The organism is Exiguobacterium sp. s152 (genome assembly GCF_018618335.1).
Lineage (GTDB): Bacteria > Bacillota > Bacilli > Exiguobacteriales > Exiguobacteriaceae > Exiguobacterium > Exiguobacterium chiriqhucha.
Genome location: NZ_JACSLX010000001.1, coordinates 581,614 through 595,872, shown reverse-complemented (window position 1 = coordinate 595,872; position 14,259 = coordinate 581,614). Strand labels below are relative to the sequence as shown.

Annotated in this window: 16 protein-coding genes; 11 read left to right on the top strand and 5 right to left on the bottom strand. The window is 54.0% G+C overall.

The annotated features are described in order from the left end of the window. Window positions 1-34 precede the first annotated feature (34 nt). The gene (locus KNP72_RS03050) at window positions 35-1,228 is read right to left on the bottom strand and encodes an ABC transporter permease (RefSeq protein ID WP_214717910.1); all 1,194 of its coding nucleotides are present in this window, start codon (window positions 1,226-1,228) and stop codon (window positions 35-37) included. Next, window positions 1,218-2,108, bottom strand: coding sequence for an ABC transporter ATP-binding protein (locus KNP72_RS03045; protein ID WP_214717907.1), 891 nt, complete (start codon window positions 2,106-2,108; stop codon window positions 1,218-1,220). The genes KNP72_RS03050 and KNP72_RS03045 overlap by 11 nt, the downstream gene beginning before the upstream one ends. A gap of 117 nt (window positions 2,109-2,225) precedes the next feature. Between KNP72_RS03045 and KNP72_RS03040 the strand changes: the two genes are divergently transcribed. Together KNP72_RS03040 and KNP72_RS03035 are read left to right on the top strand one after the other, a co-directional pair. Next, window positions 2,226-3,170: a VOC family protein gene (locus KNP72_RS03040; protein ID WP_214832069.1), complete on the top strand. Its 945-nt coding sequence runs from the start codon at window positions 2,226-2,228 to the stop codon at window positions 3,168-3,170. After that, window positions 3,167-3,766: an alpha/beta hydrolase gene (locus tag KNP72_RS03035; RefSeq protein WP_214832068.1), complete on the top strand. Its 600-nt coding sequence runs from the start codon at window positions 3,167-3,169 to the stop codon at window positions 3,764-3,766. Before KNP72_RS03040 ends, KNP72_RS03035 begins: the two co-directional genes overlap by 4 nt. Here KNP72_RS03035 and KNP72_RS03030 read toward each other — a convergent pair. Beyond that, window positions 3,763-4,251, bottom strand: coding sequence for a hypothetical protein (locus KNP72_RS03030; RefSeq protein ID WP_058764232.1), 489 nt, complete (start codon window positions 4,249-4,251; stop codon window positions 3,763-3,765). The two genes, KNP72_RS03035 and KNP72_RS03030, sit on opposite strands and share 4 nt — an antisense overlap. 277 nt (window positions 4,252-4,528) lie before the next feature. Here KNP72_RS03030 and KNP72_RS03025 point away from each other — a divergent pair, with 277 nt between their 5' ends. From KNP72_RS03025 to KNP72_RS03005, 5 genes are all read left to right on the top strand, one after another. Next, window positions 4,529-5,584 (top strand): acyltransferase family protein, encoded by a 1,056-nt coding sequence (locus KNP72_RS03025; RefSeq protein WP_214832067.1) that lies wholly within the window; start codon window positions 4,529-4,531, stop codon window positions 5,582-5,584. A gap of 73 nt (window positions 5,585-5,657) precedes the next feature. After that, window positions 5,658-5,993 (top strand): Asp23/Gls24 family envelope stress response protein, encoded by a 336-nt coding sequence (locus KNP72_RS03020; protein ID WP_029594988.1) that lies wholly within the window; start codon window positions 5,658-5,660, stop codon window positions 5,991-5,993. A gap of 200 nt (window positions 5,994-6,193) precedes the next feature. Continuing rightward, window positions 6,194-6,859: a beta-phosphoglucomutase gene (gene pgmB, locus KNP72_RS03015; protein WP_021066537.1), complete on the top strand. Its 666-nt coding sequence runs from the start codon at window positions 6,194-6,196 to the stop codon at window positions 6,857-6,859. 218 nt (window positions 6,860-7,077) lie between these two features. Next, window positions 7,078-7,491 (top strand): Rok-like winged helix domain-containing protein, encoded by a 414-nt coding sequence (locus KNP72_RS03010; RefSeq protein WP_021066538.1) that lies wholly within the window; start codon window positions 7,078-7,080, stop codon window positions 7,489-7,491. A 124-nt stretch (window positions 7,492-7,615) separates the two neighbouring features. Next, complete coding sequence (locus KNP72_RS03005; protein WP_021066539.1) at window positions 7,616-8,668, top strand: glycosyltransferase family 4 protein; 1,053 nt, start codon at window positions 7,616-7,618, stop codon at window positions 8,666-8,668. Window positions 8,669-8,717: 49 nt separating this feature from the next. Here KNP72_RS03005 and KNP72_RS03000 read toward each other — a convergent pair whose 3' ends face one another. Both KNP72_RS03000 and KNP72_RS02995 read right to left on the bottom strand, forming a co-directional pair. Beyond that, window positions 8,718-9,743, bottom strand: coding sequence for an LCP family protein (locus KNP72_RS03000; protein WP_214832065.1), 1,026 nt, complete (start codon window positions 9,741-9,743; stop codon window positions 8,718-8,720). Between the two features lie 41 nt (window positions 9,744-9,784). Continuing rightward, entirely contained in the window at window positions 9,785-10,426 is a 642-nt protein-coding gene (locus KNP72_RS02995; RefSeq protein ID WP_214832064.1) for a YigZ family protein, read from the bottom strand. A gap of 174 nt (window positions 10,427-10,600) precedes the next feature. On the opposite strand from KNP72_RS02995, the gene KNP72_RS16005 reads away from it, so the two are divergent. The 4 genes from KNP72_RS16005 (at window position 10,601) to treR (ending at window position 14,143) form a co-directional block, all read left to right on the top strand. Continuing rightward, window positions 10,601-11,725: a sensor histidine kinase gene (locus KNP72_RS16005; RefSeq protein WP_214717886.1), complete on the top strand. Its 1,125-nt coding sequence runs from the start codon at window positions 10,601-10,603 to the stop codon at window positions 11,723-11,725. Between the two features lie 25 nt (window positions 11,726-11,750). Beyond that, window positions 11,751-12,443 (top strand): response regulator transcription factor, encoded by a 693-nt coding sequence (locus KNP72_RS02985; RefSeq protein WP_021066543.1) that lies wholly within the window; start codon window positions 11,751-11,753, stop codon window positions 12,441-12,443. Window positions 12,444-12,537: 94 nt separating this feature from the next. Beyond that, a complete protein-coding gene (locus tag KNP72_RS02980) occupies window positions 12,538-13,386 on the top strand; it encodes a DegV family protein (RefSeq protein WP_214832063.1) in 849 nt (282 codons plus the stop codon). Window positions 13,387-13,477: 91 nt separating this feature from the next. Beyond that, window positions 13,478-14,143 (top strand): trehalose operon repressor, encoded by a 666-nt coding sequence (gene treR / locus KNP72_RS02975; protein WP_251128862.1) that lies wholly within the window; start codon window positions 13,478-13,480, stop codon window positions 14,141-14,143. Window positions 14,144-14,259: the final 116 nt, after the last annotated feature.

Genomic DNA, 14,259 nt, shown 5'->3' with positions numbered 1-14,259 from the left:
TTTAGAGTATACGAAAACGAAAATGCTGTAAACGTTATTGTCGATTCTGTAATATTTGTCGCCATTGTTTAATCGCATTGTTGCCGTAGAACAAGACGCCGCCACGATAAAATTTCGAGCCGACCCACAAAATCACACCGATTGTGGCAATCATGATACCGATTGATAACGCGACTTCCCACACTGGGACATCGACGAGCATGACGCGAAGGAACATGAGCATCGGCGTGAAGAACGGCACGTACGACAGAATCGTGACAATCGGTGCCTCCGGATTGTTCAAACCGAACATGGCGGCGAGGAACCCGGCGACGAGGAGCATGATGACCGGCATCGTCATTTGTTGCGACTCCTCGACCCGGCTGACGAGCGAGCCGAGCACGGCGAACATGGCCGCATAGAGCAGATAGCCGAGCGTGAAGAACGTCAACAGATAGACGACGGCGCGGACGTTGCCGGCGTTGTCGATGACCGACTGTGCCATCTCGTTGCTGCGGGCGCTGAAGTAACCGAAGCCGAGGAAGATGGCGATTTGGAGCAGGGCGAGCGTCCCGATGGCCGAGATTTTAGCGAGCATGTGCGTCACCGGATGCGTCGTCGAGATGATGAGCTCCATGACGCGCGACGATTTCTCGGTCGTGACCTCGGTCGAAATCATCGACCCGTACGTGATAATCGAGACGTAGAGCAACATGAGCATGACGTAGACGAAGGCGAACGACGAGAACAGCTCGTCCGAGTTCTCTCCGCCGCGGCCGAGATACGATTCCTCGACCGTCACAGGCTCATTCAACGCCGCGAGGACGGTCGGATCGATGTTCGACGCCTCAATCAGTTCGGCGTTCCGGACTTCTCGTAGCGCCGTCTGTAACACCGTCGTGAAATCCGGTTCCGGCCGTTCCGATAAAACGCGTGCCGAATCCCCTTCGATGAAGGCGACAATCTCATAGTCGCCGTTATCGAGCCCGGCGCGCGCCTCGGACTCGGTGATGGCGGACGATTCGATGTCCTCATAACCGAGCGACTGCATGAGCGTCGTCAGTTCATTATTGTCGGTGACGAGGATGGCTTGCGCCTGGTCCGTGTCCTCGAAGTTCGCGAGCAATCGGTCGATGTTCGTGAAACCGAAGATGAACAGGATCGTCAACAGCGTCGAGATGAGGAACGCCTTCGAGCGCAATTTCGAGCGTAACGTGAACGAGTAGAGTGGTCCGAAGTTATGAAACATGTTGGCCGACCTCCTTGATGAAGATGTCGTTTAATGAGACGGGCTGGCGCATGAACGTCTTGATGGCGGCCCCGTTCGCCACGAGGGCACCGAGCACCGCATCGCTGTCGTCGAACGAGTCGAGCCGAACGAAGTGGCCATTCTTATGTGGTTCGACCGCCCGGACGACCGGGAGGGCTTGCAGCAGGTCCGGTCGATCGGTCTCGATGAAGAGCACCGGCTCCTCGTAACGAGTCTTGATCGTCGGGACGTCGCCGCTGACGACGGCACGGCCGCCTTTCAAGATGCCGATATGTTGGCACAGCTCTTCGACGTGTTCCATCCGGTGACTCGAGAAGACGATCGTCGTCCCGGCGTCACGGAGCGCGAGCACTTCACGTTTTAAAATCTCGACGTTGACCGGGTCGAGCCCGCTGAACGGTTCATCGAGAATAAGCAGTTCCGGGTTGTGGAGCAGGGCGGCCACGAGTTGAATCTTCTGTTGGTTTCCTTTTGACAGTTGTTCGACGCGCATCGTCTCATACTGAGGGATCTCGAGCCGTTCGAGCCACGTCTTGACGGCCCGCTTCGCCTCGGCTTGCCGCATGCCTTTCAGGCTAGCCAAGAAGACGAGCTGGTCACGGACGGGTGATTTCGGATAAAGGCCTCGTTCTTCCGGCAGATAGCCGACGATGCGATGATCGACGTTGCGGCCGTCCCACGTAATCGTCCCGGCACTCGGTTTGAGGATGTCGAGAATCATGCGGAACGTCGTCGTCTTACCGGCGCCGTTCGCCCCGAGCAGCCCGAACATCTCGCCTTTTGGGACATGAAAGCTCAAGTCGTCGACGGCCGTGAAGTCGCCGAACTGCTTCGAGACACGATCAATTTGTAACGTCATAGTATGTACCTCCTTATAGGTGTCTACTAGTAGCGTACGCCATGTTGAGCAAAAAGTTTCACATTTCTTCAAAAATGATTTATCTTGAAATCAAGATAATAAAAAGGAGGACATGACATGACGAAGCAATCAGCGGGTATCCATCACATTTCGGCGATGGTGAAAGACCCACAACGTACATTAGATTTTTATGGGAATGTCCTCGGACTTCGATTCGTCAAACAGACGGTCAACTTCGACGACCCGGGCACGTACCACCTCTATTTCGGGGACGAGCAAGGGTCACCGGGGACGGTCATCACGTTCTTCCCGATCCCTGGTATCGGCAAAGGTAGCGTCGGCAGCGGACAGGTCGGTGTCACGGCTTATCTCGTCCCGGAAGGCAGTCTGTTGTTCTGGGAGAAACGATTGAACGACCATGGCGTCGGTACGGTCGCGACCGAGCGCTTCGGCGAGCCGTCGCTCCTGTTTGAAGACCCGGACGGACTCGTCGTCGAGCTTGTCGCCCGGACCAGTACGAAACAGACAAGTTGGGTCGTGCCGGGCGTGACATCACGTGAGGCGATTGTTGGTTTTGCCGGGGCGACGTTGTTGTCGAAAGACCTGGAGGCGACGGTTCGCCTGTTGACGGGGCTGTTTGGCTTTGAGACGGTAGGGGAAGATTCAGAATGGATTCGCCTCGAGGCGACGGCCGACTACGGCAACGTCATCGACGTGAAAAAGACCATCCTACCGAACGGGGTTCCTGGTTCGGGGACGGTCCATCATATCGCCTGGCGCATCAATGATGGGGAAGACTATGCCTCATGGCAAGATGCCATCTTCGAGCTCGGGCTACGCCCGACCGAAGTGAAAGAGCGTCACTATTTCCGTTCGGTCTACTTCCATGACGGCGGCCGGATTCTTCACGAACTGGCGACCGACGCTCCTGGCTTTTTGATCGATGAGAGCTTGGAGGGCCTCGGCTCGACACTCAAACTCCCGGCTTGGTTCGAACAAGACCGGGAGGCGATCACTCGCACGTTACCGACGATTACAATCCCGAGAGGAGACATGACATGATTCATCAATTCATCAAAGGCACGACCGAGACGACACTCGTTTTATTGCACGGTACAGGAGGGACGGAACAGGACTTGATTCCGCTCGCTCGAATCCTCGCCCCCGAGGCGAACATTTTGACGCTGCGCGGGGACGTCCTCGAGAACGGCATGTCCCGCTTCTTCCGCCGTCACGCGGAAGGCGTCCTCGACCTCGAGGACTTGAAGAAACAGACGGAACGGTTCTTGACGTTTTTGGATGACGCCACGACAGAGTACGGCATCGACCGGGACAAGATGATTCCGCTCGGTTATTCGAACGGCGCCAACTTGATCGGCTCGGCGCTGTACCGACAAAACGCATTCCACGCGTCGCTCTTATTCCACCCGATGGTCCCGGACCGCTCGCTCACGTTACCGGACCTCGCTGGTGCGAACGTGTTTATCTCGGCCGGAGAACGTGACCCGATTTGCCCGAAAACAGAAACAGAAGAGCTCACGTCGACGCTACGGAGTGCCGGAGCGGACGTCGAACTCTTCTATCACGGAGGTGGGCACGAGCTGCGCATGGAAGAAGTCGAGGCAGCTCGGGCATGGCTAGAACCGTTCCTCGGTTAAGCCATCTTCTTCGGTTTCGGTGGTCTCGAATAGACGACGAGCACACCTCGATCAATCAAATAGGCGGCGAACAGACGTTTCGCCTCTTCAGAACGAACGGTTCGGTCGATTTGGATATACAATCGGCCGAGCTTTTTTTGTGACGTGCGGGTCAATAACCAGATGGAGTCAAGCGTGTACTGCCAACCGCGGAGCGTATCCGCGCCGATGTACATATACTGGTTCGATGTGCGCTCAAGCAGATAATTAAGCCACCAGACGTCCCGGGCGAGCTTCATGGCGACACCGATGAAGAACGAGATGAACACGAACGACAGGGCAGACAGAATCGGATGGATGGCGGTAAATCGTTCCCGGATGGGTTCGAAGGCGACGATGAGCAGTCCGACGGAAAAGGCGCCGGTGAACCACCAAAATCCGAAGTTAGAGAATGAACGTTTCGGGTCATGCACCATATGATGACGGTTACGGATGACGGAAGCCATTCTCCACACCTCCTTTTATTAGAATATTCTGATTATTTAGTAAGACTACTATACTATACTGTACCCACTCTCGTCTATTTGAATACGCGCGAAACGTGCTCTAGCTTGAAGATTTCTTGACGTTTCGGCTTGCGGAGGGCAAATCCGGGGAATGATGACAGTGAAGTCATCATTTTTTTGTGGAATCGTAATTTCATCAGCTCAAAAAATCGGCTATGATGGATGAGGCAAAAAAGAGAGAACATCAGAAAACTAATAAAGAACTAGAGGGAAAGACATGCGAAATCATTGGTACGATAATATTAAAGGCGTGCTCGTGTTGCTCGTCGTGTTCGGTCACTTGTTGACCGACGTACGCGGCGCGTATGACGACATCCTGCCGAAATGGGTCTATTTATTTTTATACACGTTCCACATGCCGTTGTTCATCATGTTGAGCGGTTACTTCTTCCGGGAGAACCGTTATTTGCGCGTCATCCAGTTGTTCGTCGTCTACGTCATCTGGCAAGTGATTCTCGGCTCGTGGTTCGCCTTCACCGAGGGCATCCCGCTCTTATCACTCGAGAACCCTGCACTGAACATCTTGACGCCGTATTGGGCGCTCTGGTATTTGATGGCGATTATCATCTGGTACGTCATCACCCCGTACGTGACACAATTGAAAGGATACGTGCTGTTCGCGCTCTTGTTCGCGCTCCTGTTCGGCTTCCAAGCTGAGTCGACCGGGTTCTTCGCGCTGCGAAAAGTCATCATGTTCTACCCGTTCTTCTTGATCGGGAACTGGATGAGCGAACGGAACACGTTGAACTTTTTCGAACTGCCGAAGCGGGCCGAACAGCGCAACCGTTACCGGATTGGCGGTTTTGCCGTCTTCACGACGCTCACGCTCGGGCTGCTCGCCTCGATGAGTTTCCAACAGGAGGGTACGTTCTATCATATCGGTAACTTGTTCAAATTCCGGTTCGCTTATGAGTCGGCGGTGCCGGAGGCGATTTGGAGCGGGCCGTTCGCTTTCTTGATCGTCTACACGGTGTCGATTCTTATGGCGATCAGCTTCGCCTTGACGATTCCAGGGCGTGAACTGCCGGTGTTCACCCGGGCCGGGAAGTATAGCCTCTACGTCTATTTGGTGCACGTCTTCCTCGTCGTCGCCTGGAAGGCGTTCATCCCAGCCGGTTTCATGCCGACGTCGTGGCTCCAATTGCTCGTCTTGTTCGGCGTCGCCTTCTTAATCGTCCTGGTGATTATCAGCCCGCCGGTCGTTAAGCTGTTGAAGCCGCTCGTCGAGATTGACGTTCGCCGTGCCCAAGATATGAAGGACGTGAAATCGTAAACCCTTTTCTAAATGGCGGTTTTCCGCTACACTTTAAGATGGGAAGCGAAACTAGAGTTAAGGAAGTGACACCATGCCATACGAAAATGGAATGCACAGCACTGAAGGAGACGTCAACGTCTCACGCCACGTCGTGGAAATGATCGCCGCTGTCGTGGTCAAAGAGACGAAATACGTGTCGTTCACACAAGAAGATACGAAATTGTCAGAGCGCGCGCTCATGAAGCACGTCAAAGTCGACGAGTCGTCAGAAGGCGTCACAATCAACTTGTCACTTTACATCGCGTACGGTCAATCGATCGTCAAGACGGTGACGGCCGTGCAAGAACGCATCACGCAAGACATGGACACGATGCTTGCCATGACACCGTTATCAGTGAACGTGAAAGTCGTCGGAATCCAATTATAAGTCGTGGGAGAAGCACCTGCTTCTCCTGCTTTTTTATTTTTTTGCGAAAGCGGTTGCATGATGATGGCTTTTTCATTTATAATAGAAATCGAACAAGTGCAACCGTTTGCATCAATGACCAATCGTGCAACGGGTACTTGTCAAGTTCCCTTAATGTAGTCTGACGACAGAAGCATAAGAAGGAAAGGCGGAAAGCATGTATGTCGACGATTGAAGCAGTCATTTTTGATTTGGACGGTGTCATCACTGACACCGCGGAGTACCATTACCTTGCTTGGAAACAACTTGGAGAAGAGCTCGATATTCCGTTTGACCGCGAGTTCAATGAGACGCTAAAAGGCGTGAGTCGGACGGACTCGCTCGAGCGCATCCTCGCGCTCGGTGGAAGACAGGACGATTTCACACCGGATGAAAAAGCGGAACTCGCACAGAAGAAGAACGAGCATTACGTTGAACTCATTCAACACATCTCTTCAGCCGACTTGTTGCCGGGCATCATTTCATTCCTTGATGAAATTAAAGAGGCTGGTCTCAAAATCGGAATGGCTTCGGCTTCTAAAAACGCATTCGCGGTCGTAGACGCACTTGGTGTCCGTCATTACTTCGATCACATTGTCGATGCAGCAACTGTCGCCGAATCAAAACCACATCCCGAAGTGTTTTTGAAGGCTGCCTCTGCCCTTGGCGTGAAACCCGAACATGCCATCGGCGTTGAAGACGCAGCTGCAGGCGTAACTGCAATCAAAGCGGCAAACATGTTTGCTGTCGCCGTCGGGGAAGAGTCGATGCTCGGTCATGCAGACCTCATCGTTTCTTCGACCGATGAACTCTCGCTCGCACGCATCCTCGAACGCGTCGGCGCGTAAAGACTACGATCATCTTCCGTGAGATGACGACTGCCCCGAACAGTCGTCATCTTTTTGTGTTGGTCCAAAAGACCTAAAATAGATAGAAATGCCTAAAAATAGATGACAAGTACATTACAAAACCGTTACACTTTTATATGGGAACAAGTAATAACTGGTAATAATTGATGAATTTGGGTGATGGGGAACATCAATTAGGTGTAGAGGAGGATTTGTGCATGGAATCTACAAACGTGAATGAAAATATTTATCGGGAACTGATGGAGATCGAAGAGTCGTATCGCCAGCTGCAACGCCGGGCCGAGTATTTGATTTCGGAACTGAACCGGAACAAGCGGGAAGAAGAATCGCTACTCGATCCGTCAAAACGAATGCGCCCACGTCGCGTCAATCAACGTTATCCGCTCGAGGTCTATGTCCATCAGGTAACAGACCTGTTGAAGGAACGGAAGACGATGAGCGTGCGGGACATTCAAATGGAGCTCGAGTTGCGTTATCGTCACCACATTAGCAATATTTACCAGTTAATGGTGAAAATCGAGTCCGTCAATCCTGACATCAAAAAAGTAGGACGCGGGTTATATACATACGAAGCCACGGATGACGTGACGACGCACCCGGCCCACGCCTGACCAGACCCGACGAGATTCACTCGTCGGGATTTTTTGTTGTAACATTTCTGATACGTCTCGCCTCACGGGAAATATGCTATAATTCGCCAGAGTCTATTTTTTTATGAGAGAGGAACGTTGGCCCATGCTATGGATTGCCATGTTGGTCAGTTTTGTGATGGCCATCTTGATCACGCCGCTCGTTCGCCGGTTTGCTTTTCTGATCGGAGCGGTCGATCACCCGAACGCCCGAAAAGTACATTTACGGACGATGCCACGGATCGGAGGCCTCGCCATCTTCATCGCTTTCTTTATCGGCTATGCGCTCCTATTGCCGACGAGCCGTTATAACGATGCCATCTTGATCGGGGCGGTCGTCATCTTGTTGACCGGCTTGATCGATGATCGCTTCCAACTGACGGCCCGTGTCAAACTGATGGGTCAGATGATCGCGACGGTCATTGTCTTGAATTCAGGCATGCGCATCGAATTGATTAACCTGCCGTTCGACCAACAGCTGTATCTCGGTTCGTGGAGCATCCCGGTGACGGTGCTCTGGCTGATCGGGATCACGAACGCCATCAACTTGATCGATGGTCTCGACGGTCTCGCCGCAGGGGTCTCGAGCATTGCCCTCGGAACGATCGCGCTGCTCGCAATCATCCAAGGGAACGTTTATTTGACGATGATGGCGCTGTTGCTCCTGGCGAGCACGCTCGGCTTTCTCGTCCATAACTTCTATCCAGCGAAGATATTCATGGGCGACACCGGGGCGCTCTTCCTCGGCTATATGCTCGCCGTCTTCTCCTTGATCGGATTCAAGAACGTGACGCTGTTCTCGCTCGTCGTCCCGGTCCTCTTGCTCGGTCTGCCGATCTCGGACACGATTTTTGCGATCGTCCGTCGGCTCGTGCAAGGGCGTCCGCCGATGTCGCCTGATAAGTCGCATATGCATCACCAGTTGATCGATATGGGCTTCACGACGCGGCAAGCCGTCCTGCTCATGTACGGGATGACGTTCTTTTTCGGCATCGCCTCGATTCTGTTCGCGAAGACGACGATGCTCGGAGCCATCATCACGTTCGTCATCGTCCTGATCGTCATCGAGCTGATCGTCGAGTCGACCGAGTTGATTCACCCAAACTATAAGCCGATTATCCAGACGTCCAGGCGTCTGCTCGGACGGCCGAAGACGTGAGTCATCAACAAAAGCCCAAGGACATCGTGTCCTTGGGCTTTTGTTGTGGTCAGTAGGTCGTCGTCTCGCTGAAACCGTCTTCCGTTTCATTCAAGCCGTCGCCCGTCCCGTTGTCACTGTCTTCCGCCGTGAGCGGGAGGCCGAGCTCGGTCTTTAAGAGTGAACGCTTCTCACTCAAGTCGGCCGGGTCGAGCTCGTAATAGTAGACGCCTCCGATCGTCAAATCGCCGCCTGCGAGCGTCTCTTGATTGAACGAGCGGAGCGACTTTGTGTACGGCTGTAGCTGTGACGCCTCGGAGAGGGACATGTTCGTTCGGATGTTATCGCCGACCGCATTCATGATCCGGTTTAGCTTCGTGAACGAATTGATCGTCGTCGCCTCGTTGATGATCGCCTCGAGCACTTGCTGTTGACGCTTCGCCCGTCCGACGTCGCCTTCAGGGTCATCTTTGCGCATGCGCGCATAGGCGAGCGCTTCCTTGCCGTCTAGCGTCTGGACGCCTGGTTCGAGTTCGACGTTGCCGGTCGCCCGTCCGGAGATCGGGACGAGCACATCGACCTCGACGCCGCCGACCGCATCGACGAGATCCTCGATGCCATCAAAGTTGATCGTCGCGTAATAGTCGATTGGGATGTCGAACAGCTTCTCGACCGTCGCGATCGTCGTGTCGATGCCGCCGTAGGCGTAGGCGTGATTGATTTTGTCCTTGAACTCCCCGTCGGTCGTGACGATATCGACGTACGAGTCGCGCGGGATGCTGACGAGCGTCACTTGGCGCGATTCCTTGTTGAACGTCGCCACCATGAGCGAGTCGGTCCGTCCTTCTTCCTCGAGCGAGGCACCGCCATCGACGCCGGCGAGTAAGACGGAGAAGTGATCTTTCGTCAAATCGACCGTCTCTTCACGGCGATCCGATTTGTCCCCGCGTGTCAGTTCGCTGTTCGCGTTCTCCGCCGTCTCGTTCGCCTTATAGACGAAGTAGCCGAAGGCCGACCCGCCGATCAGCAAGACGAGGCCGAACACGAGCAGTACGATTTTCCACACGGGACGTTTCTTGCGGGAGTCTTGTTCCATGTCGTCTCCTCATTTCATTCGTTTCCTTTAGTATACGTGACCTACCGCACAAAATCACGTTCGATGATACGTTGGTCCTGGGTCTCGAGTCCTCCTTGGCCGTTCGTCAAATCGACGAGCCAGGCGAGGGCGGCCTCGGTCTCTTCCACCGGCACCGAGATGTGGAACGTGACGGTGTCCGCGTAGACGATGTCGTCGAGGAGGTATGACGATTGGCGTAGCTCGTTCTCGACTTTGCCGATCCAGCCGTAATCGACCGTGAGCGTCAAGCGTTGCATCGGGATACGTTCGACGATGCCGACCGCGTCGAGCCCTTCGCTCACCGTGCCGCCGTAGGCACGGATGAGACCGCCGCCACCGAGTTTGATGCCGCCGAAGTAGCGGGTGACGACGACGACCGTGTCCTTCAAGTCGCGTTTGCGCAACACCTCGAGCATCGGCAACCCGGCCGTCCCGCTCGGCTCGCCGTCATCGTTCGCTTTTTGGAACTCGTTCCGTTCGCCGATGATATAGGCGGAACAATTATGGTTGGCGTTCCAGTGCGCCTTCTTGATGGCTTGGATGAACGCCTGCGCCTCGTCCTCGGACGTGACCCGTTTGAAGTGGGCGATAAATTTCGACTTTTGAATGACGACCTCGTATTCTCCGTCTTGTTTTATAGTATAATTCGGTTCAGTAGACATTTCTGAAAATTCTCCTTTCTATTTTTGAATATTTTTTTTAAAATTCAAGTAGGCGTCAACGCCAGTTGCGGCGAAATGGAAGGAGAGCCTCCAAGTTTTACTGGAAACGAACGTTCCGCAGACGATAATAGGAATAGATGAGGACTTACTACCGAATTATTAGGGGATGGCATCGTGAATCATATTACTGATCGTACAGCTTTAGAACATATCATAACAAATATGATTGATACGGTGACGGAAAGTAAAGAGGAGATCGTCCGGATTACCGAGAGTTCGGCCAACGAGTATTCGTTGATTCAGAACGAACTGAAAGAGTTGACGCAAAAGATTGAGTTTTATATCGAGGAGTCGGAACGGCTCGACCTGCTCGTGAAAGCGGCGAAGAACAAACTCGTCCAAGTGAGCAAGAAGTTTCATATACATAGCGAGCAAGAGATTCGGGAGGCGTACGAACGCGCCAACCAAATGCAGCTCGAGCGTTTTCTCATCCAAAAAGAAGAGATGGCCGGCCAACAGCGTCGCAACGACCTTGAACGCCGCCTGCTCATCCTCGAGGACACGATTGAGCGGGCCGACAGACTCGTCAGCCGCGTCTCTGTCGTATTGAACTTCCTGCGGGATGACCTACAGCAAGAGTACTCGGACATGATGAAGAAGCAAGAGATGGCAATCAGCGTCTTTGAGGCGGCCGAACGTGAACGGCGCCACCTCGCCCGTGAGATGCACGATGGACCAGCGCAATCGCTTGCTCACATCTTGATTCGGGCCGATTTGATTGAGAAGACGTTCGACAAGCGGGGGAAAGACGAGGCGTTCGCCGAACTGCACGAGCTGAAACGCCTCATCCGCGGCGCGCTCGTCGACGTCCGGCGTCTCATCTACGACCTTCGTCCGATGTCGCTTGACGACCTCGGTTTCTTGCCGACGCTCGAACGCTATCTCCATCAGACCGAGGAATATACGGCCATCAAGACCCGGCTCAACTACCGGGGATCACGGGCCCGCCTTCCCGAAAAATTGGAGATTAACGTGTTCCGACTCGTCCAAGAGGCCGTCCAAAACGCGATCAAACATTCGAAGACGGCGGAGATTATCGTCAACGTCGAGCAAGCGCATGATGCGATACATATTCATGTACGCGACCATGGGGTTGGATTCGTGCCGAGTTCGATTGGCGAAGAGTCATTCGGGATCGTTGGGATGCGAGAACGGATCGAGTTGGTGAACGGAAGCATGACCATTGATTCGGAAGTCGGCAAAGGGACGGTCGTCCGCATGTCGATTCCGATCACGTAAGACAAGAACAAGGGGGAGTATCCAGATGGAACAATTACAAACACGCATCGCGATTGTGGATGACCATGAGCTGTTTCGAGAAGGCTTGAAACGGATTTTTGATTTAGAGGACGAGTTCACGGTCGTCGCCGAAGGGCGCACCGGGATCGAGGCGATTCGCATCGCCGCGGACCACAAGCCGGAAATCTTGATTCTCGACATCAACATGCCTGAATTGAACGGGATTGAGGCGACGAAGCAGTTGTCCGTGCTCTCACCAGAGACGCGCGTCCTCATCTTGTCGATCCACGACGATGAGTCGTACATCACGCATGCACTCGAAGCCGGGGCATCTGGGTTCTTGCTCAAAGAAGTCGCATCGACCGAGCTGATCTCGGCCGTGCGCTCGGTTGCGAAGGACGGGGCGTACTTGCACCCGAAAGTGACGACGAACGTCTTGAAAGAGTACCGTCGCTTGCTCCAATTCAAAGGCGAACAGGCCGGCCGCAACGTCGAGAGCCGTACCGACGATCCCGTCTACCAATTGCTCTCACGCCGTGAAGTCGAAGTGCTCCACTTGCTCGCTGAGGGCCGCTCGAACCGCGACATCAGCGACATGTTGTTCATCAGCGAGAAGACGGTCAAGAACCACGTCTCGTCAGTGCTCCGCAAGATGGAAGTGAACGACCGGACCCAAGCCGTTGTCGATGCCATCCGTCGCGGATGGGTTGAGATTTGACCTCGACCGATGCAATACATCGTTTTTATGCTACAATATGGAATGGAATCCACATTCAATTGGAAAATGAAACGATGTAAAGTGAGGATATAGCATGGGAAACATAGCCATTTTGACCGACAGTACCGCCTATTTGCCGGCCGAATTTTGTGAGCGCCACGACGTCCACGTCGCACCGCTCAGCGTGATTTTTGACGGGAAGTCGTTCCGCGAAGCCGTCGATATCACGACCGAGGCTTTTTATGACCGGATCGAGGCAGGGAACTTGCCGACGACGTCCCAGCCGAGCATCGGTGAAACGATTGAACTGATTGAGCGCCTCCCGAACGAGGTGACGGACGTGATCGCGATCACGCTCTCGAGCGGCATCAGTGGGACGTATCAATCGATGATCGCCTTGAACGACATGGTCGACGTCAACGTTCACGCATTCGATTCGGAGATCTCATGTATGCCTCAAGCGTTCCTCGTCGAGGAAGCGATTCATTTGCGCGATGCAGGCGCGTCGGCGCAAGAAATCATGGCCCACCTTGAAAAGATGCGCGAGTTGATTCGGGCGTACTTCGTCGTCGATGACCTCGACCACCTCCAACGGGGCGGTCGACTCAGCGCGGCGCAAGCGCTCGTCGGGTCGTTCCTTCAAATCAAACCGGTGCTCCATTTCCAAGACCGCATGATTGTACCGTTCGAGAAGATTCGGACGTACAAGAAGGCGGTCCGTCGCATCGAAGAGATGATGGAACAGTCGATTCAAGGCGACGGGACAGGCTACTGTATCGGCATCATCCACGCCAACTGCCCGGAACGTCAGGCCGAGGAAATCGCCTCGATGAAACAGAAGTTTCCGCAGGCGCATGTCACGGGCGGTCATTTCGGACCGGTCATCGGGACACACCTCGGACCAGGCGCGATCGGCATCACGTGGTATCGCCGCGAATGGTAAACAAAAGACGGCCATCCGGTCGTCTTTTTCGATAGAGAGGAGTGAGCCTGTGGCCAAATATCGTCAAATCTATGAGCGCCTCGCCGAGCGGATGAAGACGGGCGAATATGCAGCGGAGTCGAAACTGCCGTCCGAGACCGAGCTCATGCACGAGTATGACGCGAGCCGAGGAACGGTCCGAAAGGCGCTCGATTTGCTCCAAGAGCACGGCTATGTCCGGAAGCATCACGGGAAAGGCGTGTTCGTGCTGCGGCGCGATCAGATCGAGTTCCAGTTCAACGGCATCGTCAGTTTCTCGGAAGTGTATGCCAGCATGCTCGGTCGCTCGATTCAGACATCGGTCGCCTCATTCGAGGACATCGAGGCGCCGGCGTGGCTCGCCGACCGGATGAACTTGGCGCCGGGGACACGGATGTATCGGATTGAGCGGGTCCGCAACTTCGATGGCGAGAACGTCATCTTGGATGTGAACTATTTCGTCAAAGACCTCGTACCCGGCCTGACGGAAGAAATCGCTGCGCAATCGATTTACGCCTATGTCGAGCACGAGCTCGGGATGCAAATCAGTTACGCCAAACGGAAGATCGCGGCCGAGGACGTGACCGAGCTCGACCGGTTGCGGCTCGATCTGCACGATTATGAATATGTCATCGTCATCACGAACGACACGTTCCTCTATGAGGGCAGACAGTTCGAATATACCGAGTCCCGCCACCGACTCGACAAGTTTCAGTTCAGCGATGTGGCGCGTCGTTAAGGCTCCTTTTTCGAAAGGAGTCTTTTTTTCGTTTTGAATCAAGGCAAGAGGGAACAAAAATACTGAACGCCTGTCACACAGTTGTCACACCTAACTTATATAGATAAGTTGTTGAC

What these genes read in the sequence shown, in the direction of transcription:
- KNP72_RS03050 (WP_214717910.1), bottom strand. Translation starts at nt 1,228, where the DNA reads ATGTTTCATAACTTCGGACCACTCTACTCGTTCACGTTACGCTCGAAA.
- KNP72_RS03045 (WP_214717907.1), bottom strand. Translation starts at nt 2,108, where the DNA reads ATGACGTTACAAATTGATCGTGTCTCGAAGCAGTTCGGCGACTTCACG.
- KNP72_RS03040 (WP_214832069.1), top strand. Translation starts at nt 2,226, where the DNA reads ATGACGAAGCAATCAGCGGGTATCCATCACATTTCGGCGATGGTGAAA.
- KNP72_RS03035 (WP_214832068.1), top strand. Translation starts at nt 3,167, where the DNA reads ATGATTCATCAATTCATCAAAGGCACGACCGAGACGACACTCGTTTTA.
- KNP72_RS03030 (WP_058764232.1), bottom strand. Translation starts at nt 4,251, where the DNA reads ATGGCTTCCGTCATCCGTAACCGTCATCATATGGTGCATGACCCGAAA.
- KNP72_RS03025 (WP_214832067.1), top strand. Translation starts at nt 4,529, where the DNA reads ATGCGAAATCATTGGTACGATAATATTAAAGGCGTGCTCGTGTTGCTC.
- KNP72_RS03020 (WP_029594988.1), top strand. Translation starts at nt 5,658, where the DNA reads ATGCCATACGAAAATGGAATGCACAGCACTGAAGGAGACGTCAACGTC.
- pgmB (WP_021066537.1), top strand. Translation starts at nt 6,194, where the DNA reads ATGTCGACGATTGAAGCAGTCATTTTTGATTTGGACGGTGTCATCACT.
- KNP72_RS03010 (WP_021066538.1), top strand. Translation starts at nt 7,078, where the DNA reads ATGGAATCTACAAACGTGAATGAAAATATTTATCGGGAACTGATGGAG.
- KNP72_RS03005 (WP_021066539.1), top strand. Translation starts at nt 7,616, where the DNA reads ATGCTATGGATTGCCATGTTGGTCAGTTTTGTGATGGCCATCTTGATC.
- KNP72_RS03000 (WP_214832065.1), bottom strand. Translation starts at nt 9,743, where the DNA reads ATGGAACAAGACTCCCGCAAGAAACGTCCCGTGTGGAAAATCGTACTG.
- KNP72_RS02995 (WP_214832064.1), bottom strand. Translation starts at nt 10,426, where the DNA reads ATGTCTACTGAACCGAATTATACTATAAAACAAGACGGAGAATACGAG.
- KNP72_RS02985 (WP_021066543.1), top strand. Translation starts at nt 11,751, where the DNA reads ATGGAACAATTACAAACACGCATCGCGATTGTGGATGACCATGAGCTG.
- KNP72_RS02980 (WP_214832063.1), top strand. Translation starts at nt 12,538, where the DNA reads ATGGGAAACATAGCCATTTTGACCGACAGTACCGCCTATTTGCCGGCC.
- treR (WP_251128862.1), top strand. Translation starts at nt 13,478, where the DNA reads ATGAAGACGGGCGAATATGCAGCGGAGTCGAAACTGCCGTCCGAGACC.